Origin of the sequence: Burkholderia sp. BCC1985 (assembly GCF_905339915.1) — a bacterium.
Lineage (GTDB): Bacteria > Pseudomonadota > Gammaproteobacteria > Burkholderiales > Burkholderiaceae > Burkholderia.
On record NZ_CAJPGY010000079.1, the window covers coordinates 1 to 15,878 of the forward strand.

Annotated in this window: 13 protein-coding genes and 4 pseudogenes; 5 read left to right on the top strand and 12 right to left on the bottom strand. The window is 58.2% G+C overall.

The genetic code is table 11. The features are described 5' to 3' along the window. The 3 genes and pseudogenes from U4Z31_RS37280 to U4Z31_RS37285 all read right to left on the bottom strand — a co-directional run. A pseudogene (locus U4Z31_RS37280) lies at positions 1-717 on the bottom strand (hypothetical protein); the annotation flags it as partial. Positions 718-770: 53 nt separating this feature from the next. Beyond that, positions 771-2,246, bottom strand: a complete 1,476-nt coding sequence (gene ltrA, locus U4Z31_RS36055) for a group II intron reverse transcriptase/maturase (protein ID WP_415750332.1) — start codon at positions 2,244-2,246, stop codon at positions 771-773. A gap of 301 nt (positions 2,247-2,547) precedes the next feature. Further along, entirely contained in the window at positions 2,548-2,829 is a 282-nt protein-coding gene (locus U4Z31_RS37285) for an ESPR domain-containing protein (RefSeq protein WP_415750333.1), read from the bottom strand. 64 nt (positions 2,830-2,893) lie between these two features. Here U4Z31_RS37285 and U4Z31_RS36060 point away from each other — a divergent pair. After that, positions 2,894-3,247, top strand: a pseudogene (locus tag U4Z31_RS36060) (transposase); the annotation flags it as partial. 211 nt (positions 3,248-3,458) lie between these two features. On the opposite strand, the gene U4Z31_RS36065 reads toward U4Z31_RS36060, so the two are convergent. Next, positions 3,459-4,508: an IS110 family transposase gene (locus U4Z31_RS36065; protein ID WP_321812897.1), complete on the bottom strand. Its 1,050-nt coding sequence runs from the start codon at positions 4,506-4,508 to the stop codon at positions 3,459-3,461. A 72-nt stretch (positions 4,509-4,580) separates the two neighbouring features. Between U4Z31_RS36065 and U4Z31_RS36070 the strand changes: the two are divergent. Further along, a pseudogene (locus tag U4Z31_RS36070) lies at positions 4,581-4,974 on the top strand (IS3 family transposase); the annotation flags it as partial. Between the two features lie 876 nt (positions 4,975-5,850). Here the strand turns inward: U4Z31_RS36070 and U4Z31_RS36075 are convergent. Beyond that, positions 5,851-6,453: a hypothetical protein gene (locus tag U4Z31_RS36075; RefSeq protein WP_321812898.1), complete on the bottom strand. Its 603-nt coding sequence runs from the start codon at positions 6,451-6,453 to the stop codon at positions 5,851-5,853. Between the two features lie 592 nt (positions 6,454-7,045). Here U4Z31_RS36075 and U4Z31_RS36080 point away from each other — a divergent pair. Next, a complete protein-coding gene (locus tag U4Z31_RS36080; protein ID WP_119338660.1) occupies positions 7,046-7,915 on the top strand; it encodes a LysR family transcriptional regulator in 870 nt (289 codons plus the stop codon). Between the two features lie 293 nt (positions 7,916-8,208). On the opposite strand, the gene U4Z31_RS36085 is transcribed toward U4Z31_RS36080, so the two are convergent. The 5 genes from U4Z31_RS36085 to U4Z31_RS36105 are packed head-to-tail and all read right to left on the bottom strand — an operon-like array spanning position 8,209 to position 12,177. Continuing rightward, positions 8,209-9,414, bottom strand: coding sequence for an L-dopachrome tautomerase-related protein (locus tag U4Z31_RS36085; protein WP_321812899.1), 1,206 nt, complete (start codon positions 9,412-9,414; stop codon positions 8,209-8,211). Between the two features lie 30 nt (positions 9,415-9,444). Continuing rightward, positions 9,445-9,735: a putative quinol monooxygenase gene (locus U4Z31_RS36090; RefSeq protein WP_059619756.1), complete on the bottom strand. Its 291-nt coding sequence runs from the start codon at positions 9,733-9,735 to the stop codon at positions 9,445-9,447. 14 nt (positions 9,736-9,749) lie between these two features. After that, positions 9,750-10,544, bottom strand: a complete 795-nt coding sequence (locus U4Z31_RS36095; protein WP_321812900.1) for an SDR family oxidoreductase — start codon at positions 10,542-10,544, stop codon at positions 9,750-9,752. A 56-nt stretch (positions 10,545-10,600) separates the two neighbouring features. Beyond that, the gene (locus U4Z31_RS36100; protein ID WP_321812901.1) at positions 10,601-11,455 is read right to left on the bottom strand and encodes a type 1 glutamine amidotransferase domain-containing protein; all 855 of its coding nucleotides are present in this window, start codon (positions 11,453-11,455) and stop codon (positions 10,601-10,603) included. Positions 11,456-11,463: 8 nt separating this feature from the next. Further along, a complete protein-coding gene (locus U4Z31_RS36105) occupies positions 11,464-12,177 on the bottom strand; it encodes a type 1 glutamine amidotransferase domain-containing protein (protein WP_124530256.1) in 714 nt (237 codons plus the stop codon). Between the two features lie 120 nt (positions 12,178-12,297). Here U4Z31_RS36105 and U4Z31_RS36110 point away from each other — a divergent pair, with 120 nt between their 5' ends. After that, entirely contained in the window at positions 12,298-13,212 is a 915-nt protein-coding gene (locus U4Z31_RS36110; RefSeq protein WP_175027214.1) for a LysR family transcriptional regulator, read from the top strand. 187 nt (positions 13,213-13,399) lie between these two features. Here the strand turns inward: U4Z31_RS36110 and U4Z31_RS36115 are convergent, their stop codons facing one another. Next, positions 13,400-14,254: a LysR substrate-binding domain-containing protein gene (locus U4Z31_RS36115; protein WP_124670733.1), complete on the bottom strand. Its 855-nt coding sequence runs from the start codon at positions 14,252-14,254 to the stop codon at positions 13,400-13,402. Positions 14,255-14,359: 105 nt separating this feature from the next. Here U4Z31_RS36115 and U4Z31_RS36120 point away from each other — a divergent pair, with 105 nt between their 5' ends. Beyond that, positions 14,360-15,064, top strand: coding sequence for a haloacid dehalogenase type II (locus U4Z31_RS36120; RefSeq protein WP_321812902.1), 705 nt, complete (start codon positions 14,360-14,362; stop codon positions 15,062-15,064). A gap of 708 nt (positions 15,065-15,772) precedes the next feature. Here the strand turns inward: U4Z31_RS36120 and U4Z31_RS36125 are convergent. Further along, positions 15,773-15,878: pseudogene (locus tag U4Z31_RS36125) on the bottom strand (ABC transporter ATP-binding protein); the annotation flags it as partial.

The window sequence follows — 15,878 nt, forward strand, 5'->3', positions numbered from 1 at the left end:
CGACAGCGACGTCACCGTGCTGTTGGTGCTGCTCAGGCCCGTCGACAGCGAAGTGACACCGCTTTGCGCGGTGCTGATGCCGGTCGAGGCTGATGTCGACAGCGACGTCACCGTGCTGTTCGTCGTGCTCAGCCCCGTCGACAGCGAAGTCACACCGCTTTGCGCGGTGCTGATGCCGGTCGAAGCCGACGTCGACAGCGACGTCACTGTGCTGTTGGTGCTGCTCAGGCCCGTCGACAGCGAAGTGACACCGCTTTGCGCGGTGCTGATGCCGGTCGAGGCTGATGTCGACAGCGACGTCACCGTGCTGTTCGTCGTACTCAACCCCGTCGACAGTGACGTGACACCGCTTTGCGCGGTGCTGATGCCGGTCGAGGCCGACGTCGACAGCGTATAGAGTTGAGAGCCGTTCACGGCGTTAGTACTCGTCGCGCTTATCGTGCCGGCTGCCACCCCATTAAGCAAAACACCGCCTGAGACGGTCGCCATGGTCAAAACATTGCCGCTCGAGTTACCCGAAGTCGCACCGCCAGGCCGGAAATATATGAGACCAGTATCAGCACTAACTTCGACCATCGTTCCGCCAGCATCCATAACGACAAACTGGCCGGAACTGCCGTAGGAGCCGACAACAGGTGCGGAACGATTACTGCAGTAGTTCAGCGACCCGTTAATAGTAAAGTCAGTACAATTGGTAATCGCGGTAGGGATGCCCATTACTGGGCACCCCCCGCACAGATCCCGGCGTGCCCAATTCGGGCACCGGGCTCCTACCTTGAGTGTTTGACGGCAAAACGCCGGTCAGGCCACGGATGAAGGATTCGAGGTTGTGGAAGCCAGGCATCCGCGATTCGCTCGACCCGTGTCCATGTCATGTGATCCTTCTGGCTGCGGCGCCGCAGCGCACGCCGCCAGAGATCAACGACGTGGTAACGGAACGCGCCGAGCGCTCGCGAGTTCGTCGGTACTGCGTGATACGCGAAGTACCCGCGAACCACCTGCCCGAGCCATTTCCCTTGCGCAGGAATCGGGTCGTGCATGCGCCGCCGTAGTTCCGCCTTGATCTGCCTGAGCCTCTCCCGCATGCGATCGCCTCGGGTCTTCCGCTGAAGCTGGAAGGCGCCACGGCGCGATCTACCGCAGATAAAGATGAAGCCCAGAAAGGCGAAGGTCTCCGGCCGGCCAAGACCGCGGCTCTGACGGTTGGCCGCCGCATAGCGACCAAACTCCAGCAGCCTCGTCTTGTCCGGGTGCAGCGCAAGCGCGAACTCCTCCAGCCTCGTACGCATCGCATCCGAGAAGCGCCGTGCGTCAGCTTCGTGCTCGAAGCCGACCACGACATCATCCGCGTATCGCAGAATGATGACGTTGCCTTTGGCTTCCCGCCGTCGCCAACGATTGGCCCAGAGGTCAAAAACGTAGTGCAGGTACACGTTCGCGAACAACGGCGAAGCCACTGATCCCTGCGGAGTACCTGTCTCACTCACGCTCAACTCCCCGTCTTCCAGCACGCCCGCCTTGAGCCACTTGCGCACAAGACGGATGATGCGTTGGTCACCGATCCGGTGCTCAATGAATCGGATCAGCCATTCCTGGCTGACCGAGTCGAAGAAGCTCTTGAGATCGGCGTCCAGAATCCAGTTCACCGGAGTGCGGGTGATCGCGGTCGCCAACGCGTCCAACGCATCGTGCTGACTGCGTCCGGGCCGGAACCCATACGAGAATCCGAGGAAGTCCCCCTCGTAGATCGCGTTCAGCACTTCAACCACTGCACGCTGGACGATCTTGTCCTCCAGCGCGGCAATCCCCAGCGGGCGCTGTTTGCCGTCCGGCTTCGGTATGTACTGTCGCCGAACGGGCAGTGCCCGATACGAGCCACTGTGTACTTGCGCGTGCAGGCGCTGGAGATGGTCTTCCAGTCCTGCCTCGTAGTACCGCCACGTCAAACCGTCCACCCCGGGGGCCGCATTGCGTTTGAGCGCAAAGAACGACGCCCTGAGGCGATCGATCGTGACGTGGTGCAGCAGCGCGGTGAACCGTTCCTTCTTCCGCTGCCTTGCAGCCTGCCGTACACGGTCCAGCCCCCGTGACACGCTTGCCCGGTTCTGCGCCCGGCACGTGTGCGACTGACCCGTGTTCCTCTTGGTCCCCGCCCTTGGCTCCCCCCACTCCGCGGCCGGCTTTCCGGCGTTGTTCGCAGGCTTCCTCGCTACTATGGCGGAGTCTGACTTCTCTCGTCCGTTCATCATCGGCTACGGCTCCTCGCCTTCCCGACGCGGACCAGTCCGCGTTGCAACTGGCCGAACGAGAGATCTCCCGGTTCCCGTGCAAGGAGCGTCCATGCGTGCCAGGGTCTATGACCACGCCGGGCCGTCAGGGCACTCGCGCTTGCGCGCCCCTCCGTGTTGCCTTCCGCGTTCTGAACAGCGTCGGCACCCGGAATTACACAACTATCGCGGCTCAATGGCTGGCCCGCACGTTCCCCTACCGACGCTTCGCCGGTCGCCTCGCGGCGGCCGACGCACGGCTCGGGGTCGATGTGGCTCGCTACGCCTTCATCGTAGTGGACTTGCACCACCTGCTCCTTGCCGATCTCCCGGCGCACTCAGAATTTGCGGCGACCCCGGGCGTGGCAGCGTGCGCCTCCGACAGGAAAGCACCTCCGCCTGAGAAAGCCAAAGCACCCAAGGCAACAGCGACAGCAACTTTATTCTTACTCGGCTTTCCCCTCGCCGCATCATTTTCCGAGGCAGCGACCCAAGCGCCAAGCGCTTCGTTCCAGATGGTTTTGTAGCACTTTGGAACAGCCCCCTGAAACGCCGGACACAGTCACCCACTTACAATAACGGGTAGGCATAAGACTGTGTTTTTGACTAACACCAGGCAGGAAGTGATGGAAGTGTTGACGGGCCCGGAGCGCCGGCGGCGCTGGACGGCGGAGCAGAAGCTGGCGATGGTTCGCGAGAGTTTCGAGCCGGGGAAATCGGTTTCGATGGTCGCGCGCCAGCACGGCGTGAATCCGAACCAACTGTTCCACTGGCGCAAGCTGTACCAGGACGGGAGCCTGTCAGCGGTCAAGGCCGGCGAGGAAGTGGTTCCCGCCTCAGAGCTGGCCGACGCGCTCAAGCAGATTCGTGAGCTGCAACGGATGCTCGGCAAGAAGACCATGGAGAACGAGATTCGCCGCGAAGCAGTCGAGTACGGCCGGGCAAAAAATGTATGGTCCGCCCCGGTTTTGCAAGCGGGTTCTGTGTGACGAAGCAGTTTGCGTAAATGTATCCGGCCTCTCGCGAGTCAGCCGCTTTTGGCGGCAAGGCCATGATGGGATATGCGCGCTCGGTTCCCAATAAATGGACTGACCTCAAGGACCGCTTTTTTGTCCCGGGTTTACCGAACGCCGTAGCACAGTTTCGTCATCAGGTATCAGCCTGCAAACTTGGAAGGGTGTTCATTGCCTCCTACTGCTGTTTCGGTTGCCTAAGATAGAACGCGCCTTGTCGGGTCAGTACGGCCCACGCAATTCTTGCGAGCTTGTTGGCCAAAGCGACGATGATTTTGTTGCGATGTATGCCCCGTGCTTCCATTCGGCCTATCCAGGCACCGAGATGATCTTTTGTTCGATCGAGATGCAGCACACAGGAACGAGCGCCGTGCACAAGCAGCTTGCGCAAATAGGGATTGCCGCGCTTACTGATTCCGAGCAAGCACTGTTTGCCACCCGTCGAGAATTCCTTCGGCACAAGCCCAAGCCAGGCCGCCAGATGCCGACCGGATTTGAATTGAGTGCCTGTTCCGGCGAAAGCAGTAATGGCCGTCGCTGTGAGTTGGCCGATACCCGGGACTGATGTCAGTCGCGTGGCAGCATCGTCGGCGCTGGCAATAGATTCGATTTGCTGCCGAAGTTGCAGCAGACGTGCCTCGATGGAACGATATTCCTGCCATAGCTCCTCGAGCAGGCGGCGCATCGACGGAGTCAGTCCGTTTTGGTCATCTGAGAGAATCGACGGCATGTCACGGACGAAGTATGCGGCGCCGACACTGATGGTGAGACCGTATTCGAGTAGAAAAGCACGGGCCTGATTGATGACGGACGTCTTGTTGGAGACGAGTCGTTGCCGGACACGGTGTAGCGCTTGTAAATCGAGCTGGGCCTCTGTCTTCGGCTGTGCGAAGCGCATGGTGGGACGGGAAATCGCTTCGGCAATCGCCTCTGCGTCGATCATGTCCGTCTTGTTGGACTTGACGAACGGTTTGACGAACTGCGCGGGGACTATCCGGACCTCGTGACCTGAGAGGACGGCCTTACGAGCAAGCCAGTTACTGCCGGGGCAGGCCTCCATCCCGACAACTGTTGGTGACGCACGGGCGAGAAATTCGATGAGGCGTTCGCGAGTGAAGCGGCTTCTGAACACCGGCTTGCCAGCGAAATCGAGTCCGACGACGTGAAACGCTGATTTGCCGATGTCGATGCCCATGCGAACCACGACAGGTTTGACAGGCTGACTCATGACACACCTCCTCGGAAGCTGTACGTGTCACCGCCGATTATGCGACTGCGGGAGGGGCGGACCATCCTATTAGTGGTGAGCGCGCCCGCCCGACGCCAGCAGGTCACCTACGCGAAAGCACGGGGCCTGTCGGAGCGACGTGCGTGCGCGCTGATGTCGGTCGCCCGATCGGCGCTGCATTACGAATCGACGCTGGCCGTGCGGGACGCGCCGGTGCTGGCAGCGATGAGCATTCTGTCGGCGCAATATCCGCGTTATGGTTACCGCCGCATCCAGATCTTTCTGGAGCGGCAAGGTCACCCGATGAGCGCCGACCGGGCTTGGCGGCTGTGGCGTCTTGCCGGGTTGCAGGTGCCGCGCAAGCGACCCCGTCGACGCGTGTCGGTCCATCGCCCTCGGCCGCAGCCGGCGAGCGGCACGACACGTTTGGGCGTACGACTTCGTATTCGACGCGTGCGCCAACGGCCATTCACGCGCGTACTCGTCGATCACCGCTAGTCACTTCAACTGCTGGTTCGCCGTTCTGCGCGAACAATCTGGCCCCGCACGGCCGATCGCCCCTCGACGAAAAAGGGGCGGAGCCTGCCAGGGCCTTGGTCCAAATCAATACGGTATCGGTGGCAACGAGCAACCCTTCGGCGGGCCGTCCCCGACTCGGGGCGCGACGGTATCTCTTGTCGCACACATGAAAGCACGGTGATACGTCACCATATGGCCCTTCCATGTTGAGAATGTATAGTCGTTATCCCATCGCATTTCGTAACGATAAGGTCCACAACCCCACTGGGTACACGTCGGATTCTGCCTTTTTCCCGTCGCCCTCCAAACACCTCTATAATCCGCCGCTGGAATGTACTTATCGAGCGCGATTATCATCGCATACGCCGTAGATCCGGATGGCACATAGATTGTTTGCCCAATGGTGAAACTCTGCTCTTGCGTCACGGCCTGACTATAGGAGGCACTTAGGCCGCCGCCTTGGCTTTTGAAGGTCGGGGATAAATCGATACCGATCGTCCACTGCCTCGTGATCGACGTGCTACGGCCTTCTGTCTTGTTCGCTGTGCATCCACTATTCGACGGCGTACTGCAACTGAGCGTAAATTCGGGATAATATTTTTGGACCCTCCACACCCAATACGTTCCTTGGGCACCTTGATTGGAATAGTACGAAATATACGAATTATTTCGATCAGCGGAAATCGTTGGATCCGTCACCCACTTCGTTGTTCCGGTAGCGAGAGCGTGACTATTTTGGGAAAGCAACCCCAGGCAAGCCGCGAGCAATGTTGCCAGAACGGCATATCGAGAGGATTCAATTTTCATTCGATTCACCCCGCAATCATTGCGTTTTTTGTTTAATCAACGAATCGCTTCCACGTCGCCCGAGTTTGGGCAAGAGCGTGGCCAACTCATCTCGCTCTGCGGCATCAAATGCGAGTACGCCTACCCCCTCATCCGGCGCCCCCTTATACAGCAACGCAACCGCTGCTTTGCGCCCGACATGGGCCAGTTCGATACTGAGATCGAGAACGCGCTGTTGACTATCGGCACTCCCCGATGAATCGATGATTATCAGATAGCCTTCGTTCAGCGCACTGGATACCTTCTCTTTATAGCGACCGAAATCTTCATCTGCGTTCACAATCACCCCGTCAAATTGATTCTGAATTGCGGGATTCACCGAATCGCTGGACTGGATTGTTGCAGAACGGCCAAGTTCTTGCATTGCAATCCCCATGGATCCACTCGACAAGTTGACCCATGCAGATTTTCTTACGAAATAGTCCTTATCGATCGCGACGGAATTTTTCCCGGCGGTCGAAAGGGAGTTCGATTCGAACTGCTGCCCGGATGCAGACTGCTGCGTCAGCACACTGGCAGGAGAACCTACAGCTCCGTCATCCCCTCCACACGCACTGACCGCAAGCGACGAAATTCCCATGAACAACGCAATGCGCCACCTCATCCGACACCCCCAAATTCATTGAAAGTTTCTAAGTTTCAAATAACCACCCACAACAAAACAACCCATACATCAGCACACCGCATCATTACAGCGAATCGATATTTGCAAAAAGCCGCATCGAATACCGTGCAGCGGGTCCGATTCGGACAATTACCTCGGAAGCACCACCGGGCCGTGACGCCACCCCACACGACCATACCTCACTCTTGACTCCAATTTACAACCCGCAGCCTAACCCGCCTCATTTTTACGAGGAAATTAAATATCTCGATAAGCGTTATTAATTATAATAATATGCCTCCCATGCACACCAGCTCAGCCATTCCACATACAATCACGATCGACTATTTGAATATGTGAAGATCAAAAACTCCCATTTTATTCATCAAATGCCAAACCGCCTTACTCCCAGCCACCACATGCGATTCGCGACAATTCCATGGATGGCGGTCCAAGCAAGACGGAAATCTTGATCCGTCGAGCAAAACTATTGTTCCGCGCCACCGAATGACAATCGTCAAGGAAATGAATTACCGTTTTTAATTCCGAGATTCAGCACATCCCGATAATGATTGACCTCGATCTATTGAACACCCTGCTGTGCGTCGTCGAAGAGCGGAACTTTACGAGAACCGCGGAGAGAATCCACAAGACGCAATCCACAGTAAGTCAACAAATATCGAGGCTCGAGAGATCACTTGGACACACGTTGCTCGTCCGTGATAGAAGTGGTAACAATGTTGTCGTCACGGAACAGGGTGAAATATTGGCGACCTACGCGCGTCGTCTTATTGAACTTGCCCAGGAAGCAAAAAATGCTCTTGCGGCCAACCGGGATTTGATTCAAATTCGAATTGGAATACCAGAAGATTTTCGGGTCGATCGGATTACGCAAGTTCTTTCCGGATTCGCCTGTATAAACCCGTCCATTCGACTTGAAATAGCAAGCGGCATGAGTATTGATCTGCATGCGAAGCTTGCTGCTGATCAGCTTCAACTCGCCTTGGTAAAACGGGAACCCGGAACGGGGGCGTGTGTGGCGTCTTGGCCAGAGTCCGTCGTCTGGGTGACAAACCGGCAGACTGTCACGCCGTACGACGTGTTGCCATTGGCAGTCTTTCCTCGAGGATGCATCTACAGGGCACGAGCGGTATATGCTCTCAAAAAAGCAGGAATACGATGGAGAGTTGGTTTCGAAAGTCCCAGCTTGACCGGAATTCAAGCCGCGGTATCTGCCGGCTTGGCCGTTGGCGTATTGCCAAGATCTGCCGTCTTGCCCTCCCATCGAATCCTGTCGTCCTCCGATAAGCTGCCCGATTTACCGGGGACCGAACTTGCCTTAATTGCAAAAGTGAATCCAGTCAGCTTTGAACAACGTCCTCTCGTAATTTTTCTTTGCAGTGAAATCGAAAAAATCCTAGACGATCAGGAAAATTAAAGGAATGATGGCGTAAGAGATCAGTCTATTCGCCGATGATCAACATCCTCTCGCGGCGATGAATCAGAGCGCCGGAGAATGATCTGAAACAGCCACGGTTTCGACACAAGGCATAAACGGACTCGTATCGGATCGCCGAATTTAACCGCGCAATTTCAGGTTGCTCAGGCACATGGCTTTCAGCACCCTTCGCCGTCACACCAGGAGCCAATGCCGCAAGCGCACACGCCGTTCTATTCTCGGTTGGCCATAAAACGGCTGTCGCCCAATACAGATGCAGCCCCGACTCCCAATTACTTGCCGCCGCCGATCGATATCCGCCATAACTCGTAGCGCTCGTGACCGTTTGGGACCAGACCTGCGACATGGTCACTCAGCGCGCTCGACGTGAAGACGAGATCGCCGGTCGGAAGCAGAGCCGGAGTGTCCGGCCAATGCACGCCATCGTCGGATGCGATCAACGACATCGATTTCGTGCCCGGTTCGTACTTCACGATGCCATTGTGCGTGACATCGGTAATGTAGAGCACACCGTGCGAATCCGTCACGATTCCGTCCGTGTTGCCACCGACAGCACCAAGATCACGAATCTCCGTGGCGATCTGCTCATCTGTTGCACCGTGCAGCCTAAGAACGGCGGTCGGAACCGAACGTGCGCGTGTTCCTGTCGTCACGGTCCAATACAGCGTCGCACCGTCCGGCGACAGCGCGATACCATTGATACCTATCAGCAGCGGCTTTTCCGGCCATACTTCAACGCCATGGGAGACGACCTTTACCCCCGCTTCGACCTGCAAATACGGATGCCCGTCCAGCACACGTCGCGCCGTGCCTGACGCAAAATCGGCGACGATCAGTCCGACCTTGTTATGCGGTGAACTGCGCGAGCCACTGTCGGAAACATACGCGATGCGCCTGTGTTCGTCGACGACGATGTCGTTGAGGAAGCTGCCGACACGATCGGCCACACCGTCGAGGGCGATGCGCTTCACGATTCGTCCGGATTTCAGATCGAACACCACGATTTTCTGGGCTCCAGCAGGTGCCTCCGATTCGCCGGCAACGAACCCCATGTCAAGTGCCCAGAGCCAGTCGTTTTTCCGATCGACGTAGAAGCCCAGCACGTTGCGCAAATGCTCGCTCGGAGCAGTTGCTGTGGAATTGCCTTCCATTGACGGAAATGGCGTCAGTCGCGCCGGGCCGGTAGTTGCCCGAGTATCCAGCCTGCTCAGCGTCGCCGGTGTCGACGCGGCGACAAACCGCGGGGTACTCACATATGCGGTACCGCGTGCGTCGAAATGAAGCCCGGCAATCGGCGCATTGACCGAGCCAGCGAACGGCGCGGGATCCCCACCGTCTTTCGGAATCTCCCAACTTACTCCGGCGTAGCTTCGCCAGCGTTCGAGCCGGGTATCGGCCACCGCAGTCGCTGCGGTCGCGCAACTGATGAAGGCAATTGCGAAAGCAAATGGCGTAACTCGACTCAAGCGCTCGAACATGATGAAGGATGGTGAATTCGTTAGATGCGGTTATGCGACTTGATGCAGATGCAGCAATTTGAAGGTTTCGATCCATTGACCGGCGGTCGCGCGGAATGCGTCCATCAGCGGGCTGCGCATGTGGTACTCCCACGACGCGCGGTCCGCCCATTGCTCAAAAAAGACGACCATCCCCGGCTGATCCAGCGATTCATGCAGTTCGTAACTGAGACAGCCGGGCTGGTGGCGCGCCATCTCGACGAGTTCCTGTTGGGCTTGAACCAGCACCGCTTCGCAACCGTGCTTCGCCTCTACGAGTGCGACAATGACGTGGGCAGACATATCGAGGCACCTGTTCACAGAATCGACCGAAAAGTGCCGCCTTCGACGCGCACCGCAGCACCGTTGGATGCGGCACCCAAAGGACTGACCAGCAACGCCACTATGGCGGCAATCTCGTCGGCCTCGATCATGCGGGCGATCAGTGAGCTCGGACGATACGTGTCGAAGAAGTGGGATTCGATTTCCGCATCGGTCATATCGGGCCGTGGCGCGGTCTGCCGCAAATACGCGACGATGCCTTTGGAGCGCGTAGCGGACGGCAGTACGCTGTTGACGGTCACACCCGTACCCTTCGTCAGTTCGGCCATTCCGCGCGAGACGGCGAGCTGGGCCGATTTGCTGACACCGTAGTGCACCATGTCCGGCGGCGTGAACGCCCCGACTTCGCTGGACATGAAGATGACACGCCCCCAGTTCTTCGCAAGCATGCGAGGAAAGTAATGACGTGACAGCCGTACGCCCGACATGACGTTGACATCGATCATTCGCAGCCATTCGTCATCAGTGATCTCGGCGAAGGCCCTGGATTCGTAGTAGCCAAGGTTATTCACGAGAATATCCGTATCCGGCTGCGCTTCGATCAGTTCCGCGACACCTCGCTCGCCGCTCACATCGGCGACGATTCCGCGCACGCTGCCGCGGTGCGCGGTAGCGGATATCTCGGCGACGGCGGTGTCGAGTTTGTCACGCTGACGCCCGGTGATCGTGACCGACACACCTTCGCCGGCCAACGTTCGTGCAATGGCCATGCCGATGCCAGCGGTGGCGCCGGTGACGATGGCAGTTTTACCTTCAAGTTGCAGATCCACCGTTTGCTTCTCCCTTGCTCGTCGAAGGACCGGCTACGCCGGTCCATTGCGTGGCATTACTTCAGCCGCTTCAGCATCTCGCCCGCGACGTCGAGTGCGGAGGCCGGATTCTGACCGGTGATCAATTCGCGGTCGGTCACCATGTGCGCGGTAAATGGCACCTCGTTGCCGCTATAGATGCCGCCGGCCTGCTGCAGCGCGGTCTGCGGATAGAACTTCATCACTCCGCCGCCAAGCAGTCCTTTTGCCTGCTCCTCTTCCGCGTTGCTGATCACCGTCATGCGGTAACCGGAATAGATCCATTTCGGGTAGCTGCCGCTCGCGTTCCCCGAGGCGAGCTTTCGTGCAAAGCCCTGTGCATCGGGCAGGGTCGACAGCAACGCAATCGGACCATGACAAACGAGCGCCGTGGTCTTGCCGCGCGCGTGAAAATCGGCCAGCAGTCGGCCCACCGCGGGGCTGGTCAGAAGATCCTGCATCGGCGCGTGGCCGCCGGGAACATAGACGGCATCGAAGTGCCCGTAACCGATCTGCTCCACCCGCGACAGACTGATTACGGGAGAGTGCGAGCGCGACGTGATTTGCAGCTTGTCGAGCAAAGCCTGGTAACCGCGCATCGCCTTTTCGTCGCCGTTGAAGTACATCTTGTCGGCAGACGTCGCATCCATCGAGGGCGCGTTGCCCTCGGGCGTGGCGAAGGTCACCTGGTGGCCGGCATCAAGCAAGGCCTTCACGGGCTGCATCAGTTCGTTCAGGTAGAAGCCCGTCGCGAAGACCTTGCCGTCCTTCAGATCGAGGTGATCGGAATCCGACAACACCACGAGCACGTTGGCCGCGTGAGCACTGTACGCTGCAATGCCGAGCATGGCGGCAACGGCGAGCTTGCGCATCGAATGCATAGCGTTCTCCATGGGGAATTTCAGGCCTGCCCTGAATGATTCAGCAACAGATAACGGATCGCCGCGCCAACGCCGGAAGCCGACTGCGGGTTCTGGCCGGTCACGAGACGTCCGTCGACGACGACCTTCGCCGTCCAATTCGGTACGGGATGGTGATGCGCGCCGCGCTGTGTCAACGTGCTCGCGAGCAGGAAAGGCACGACGCGATCGAGTTGAACCGCGCGCTCCTCTTCATCCGTGAATGCGCTGAGGTTCTTGCCGGCGACCAGGTACGTTCCGTCGCCGAGGGTCACATCCACCAGCGCGGCGGGGCCATGACATACCGCACCGACCACACCACCTGCCTCATAGACCGCGCGAGTCACCTTTTGCACGTCGGGATTGCCCGGAAAATCCCACATCGCACCGTGGCCGCCTGCAAAGAAGACAGCCGCATATTTCGACGCGTCGACATCGCCCAGTCGCTGCGTGTGGCGCAGCGCGTCGCGGAAAGCACTGTCGTTCCAATAGCGCGCGTTGACTTCGTCCGTCAGGTCAAGCCCGTCGACGGGCGGCTCGCCGCCCAGAATCGACGCGAATTCGACCGGGATGCCGGCCGCGTCGAGTTCGGCAAGCGGATGCGTCACTTCGCCGAGATAAAACCCGGTCGGCTCGCCGGTCGAGCCTTTCGTCGCGTGGCTCGTGAGTACGAACAGCACGGACAAGTCCTGCCGGTCGCGATGTTCACTATTCATGGTTCGCTCCTCGATTTCAGTGGGTGACCCGACGACGGATCACAATGCGCCCACTTTATTTGGCTCAATGGAGGAGATAAACTGAGTCAGAAGTAAATCTTCTGTTCTCTGGAGGACAAGATGGGGCGAAGATTCGACCATCTCGGTGATGTGGAAGCGTTTGTCACGGTAATTGAAAAAGGCTCGATGACCGCCGGCGCGGTGGCCTTGGGCAGCACACCTTCGGTTCTGAGCCGAGCTATCACGCGCCTGGAGACTCGGCTGGGTGTGCAGTTGCTGCGTCGTTCGACCCGACGGTTGAGCCTGACGGAGCAAGGCAGGCTCTATCTGGAACAATCGCGCGCAGCGTTCTTGTTGATCGACGATGCCGAGCGCGCCATTCAGGGGCAGGACGGCGCGCTGACAGGTCATGTCCGGCTCAGCGTACCGACGACGTACGGACACTATCGTCTGCCACCGCTGCTTCGGCAGTTCACGCAGCAACACCCGCAGGTTCGCGTGGAGTTGAATATCGCGAACCGGAACGTCGATCTGGTGGCCGAAGGTTTCGATCTGGCGATCCGGCTAGGCGCATTGCCCGACAGTGGACTGGTCGCGCGCAAGCTTGAAGATGCAGTGTTATGCCTGGTAGCGTCGCCCGATTACATCGCCAATGCTGGCATTCCGGAAAACGTGGCCGATCTGGAGCACCACCTTTGCTTGCCTTTCATGCTGCCCAGCAGCGGCCGTATCGCACCGTGGGTGTTCCAGGACGGCGGTCAGGACATCGACTGGCTGCCGCCTTCGAACATCGCGGTCTCCGACGATGTGCTGGGTGTCGTTTCAATGGCGCAGAGCGGCGCCGGCATCTGCCAGACCTATGATTTTATTGTTCGGGACCGGATTCAGGCCGGAACTCTCGTCGAACTGCTGCCCCACCTCCGTGGCCGCACACGGCCGTTTTCTGTGATTTATGCGCCTCATCGTCGCTTGTCTGCGGCATCACGGGCCCTGATCGACATGCTTGTCGCGTCTACCCCCGATTCATCCAAATGAAAGCAGAATGATGGTTGATGGACTCTCAGCGCTCAGCACGGGTTCGGGAAATTCGAACGGCTCACTGATTGCCACGATTGAACGACACTAATGAATGCAAGTGGCGTAGCGGCTTCATGCAACGATTCGAAGCACGTTGAAATCGGCCTGAAGCCGGCATGTCTTAAGGCATTTCGTATTCGGGCGGTTACGCGCGTTTGATTTGCTTGATCAAAAAATCGACCATATCTCGCTGTGCGTTGTCAAGAATATCGCCGGTGCCGACTAGCGCAAGCTCTGACGGTGGCAATGGAGGCAAATCGGTGCAGACTCGATGCTCCGGCAAGATCGCAGACTTCGGTAGCACCGAGATAGCCAGACCTGCGGCGACCGCTGCCTGAATCGCAGTAAGGCTTTGGCTGCCAAACGCTATGCGCCAGGCACGCTGCGCCTTGTCGAGACTGCGGATCGCCCGCTGACGGTAAATACATCCGTGGGGAAAAAGCGCAAGCGCGATCGGCTCATCCGAATCCGGCTTCGGGGAATCAGCATCCCGCCCCCGCACCCAAGCAAGCGACTCTGGCCAAGCCGCGAAGCAGTCGCCTCTGCCAGGTTCCCGCTTGACGAGTGCGAGGTCTATTTCCCTCGCGGCAAGCTTGCCTTGCAAATCCGCGCTCATACCCGCCGACGTTTCAAGCCTCACATCCGGTCGGACCTTCAGAAAACCCGAGAGTATTGCCGACATGCGCCGCGCATCGAAGTCCTCCGGGACCCCGATTCGAACCGGCGAAAGCTTGACGTCGCGCTGGAGCACCTCGCGGGCTTCCTGCGACAACGCCAGCAGCCTCCGCGCGTACTGCGCGAGCAAGACACCGTGTTCGGTGGCAACGACATGATTCCCCGAACGGTCCCTGAGCAGCAGCGGGCGACCTACCGACTCTTCCAGCTTTCGCACCTGCTGGCTAACAGTCGACTGCGTGCGATGAACACGTTCGCCTGCACGAGTGAAGCTGCCTTCATCAACGACGCAAATCAGCGTCTTCAGTAGCTCGAGATCAAACATGGTCAGTCATTTGAAATTTAAATATCCATGATTTTATTATCTAATTTCTAAATATGAGACCTTCTGCCTATGATGCGAATGTCTTCTAGCCAAACAGGAACAATGATGTCACTGAAAGATACGAGTCGGCCACAATGGCTGACATTCGACTGCTACGGCACGCTCATTCAATGGGACGAAGGTTTGCTGGCAGCGGTACGCGAGATTCTTGGAAAACGGCAGGCAACGGAGGTCGACGCATCCAGATTCATCGAGGTTTACGACCGGTATGAACATGAGCTCGAGCAGCAATCGCCCCACCACACCTTCCGTCAGGTTTCCGGCCAGGGCCTTCGACTTGCGCTGGAGGAATTCGGGCTTGCCGGGAGCGAAAGCGACGCCGCAGTGCTGACTTCGAGGATTGCGGCGATGCCACCGTTTCCCGAGGTCGTCGGCACGCTAGGGAAGTTGAAAGCAATGGGATACCGTCTGTGTATTGTCTCGAATACGGACGACGACATTATTGCAGGCAACGTAGCACAACTTGGCGGCTATATCGACAGGGTCATTACTGCACAACAGGCCGGGGCCTACAAACCAGCACGTCGGCTGTTCGATTACGCGCACGAACAGCTTGATGTATCGAAGGACGACGTTGTTCACATTTGCGCCAGCCCGCATCTGGACCATGCAGCGGCGCGAGACATCGGATTTCGTTGCGTGTGGATTGATCGAGGCACGGGTCGAAAATTGCTGCCGGACTACACTCCAGACGCGACGTTACAGACGCTGCACGAAGTACCGGAACTCTTTGCTACGCTCGACTGGTAGTCCATTGTCCCGTTACCCCGATCACGGCTTGCCCAAGTGCATGCAATATTGCCGGAAGAAGCGACGCGTTCCGATCGGGGTACATCACACACGCTTCTCATCATCGACATACTGATCGCGGTCCGGCACATAAACCCTGATCCCAGAACGACACGTAACGATTTGCATCCGGTGACCCGAAACGTCGACGCTGAATCCCGACGCAAATCAGGATGACTCTCGCTCCAGGACTGCCCCGCTCCACCACCCATCTTGCTCCGCTTCCGACACCGGCAAGAACCCGTTGGTTTCCCAAGATCACTTGTCGGACCGGCCGCTGAAAAACTTGATCGGCATGGTGCCGGTCTACTTGGTAAGGCGACTGAGACTTCTCTCTTTGAGCCGTTGAAGGGCGCTCAGGTCGGATCCTCTTGCTCCCGATGCCAAAGGTCGTGGATGCTTTGCTTGCAACGCGCTCCAACTTCCAACGATGGCCTCAAGCTCAGTGCGCTCCAGCACAAACGCATTCTGCCGACTCATGCGGCTGGATCATCTGCATGATTGGTCCCGGTACTGGCCTCGACACATCCGATCGCAATCAGTCGGTTCGGTCGATGCGAATGTCCGGACTTTCAGGACACGAAGGCGTGAGAGTCAAGTCATGTGATATCACTCCCTGCATTGCTCGTTTCGACCAGCATCGTCGGCATGCCGCACTTGTTCACGAGGTTACTCACCCAGATACGCAGCCCGCACCTTCGGATCGTCGAGCATCTGCTTCGCGTCGCCTTCCATCGTGACCGTGCCGGAATCCATCACGTAACCACGGTCGGCC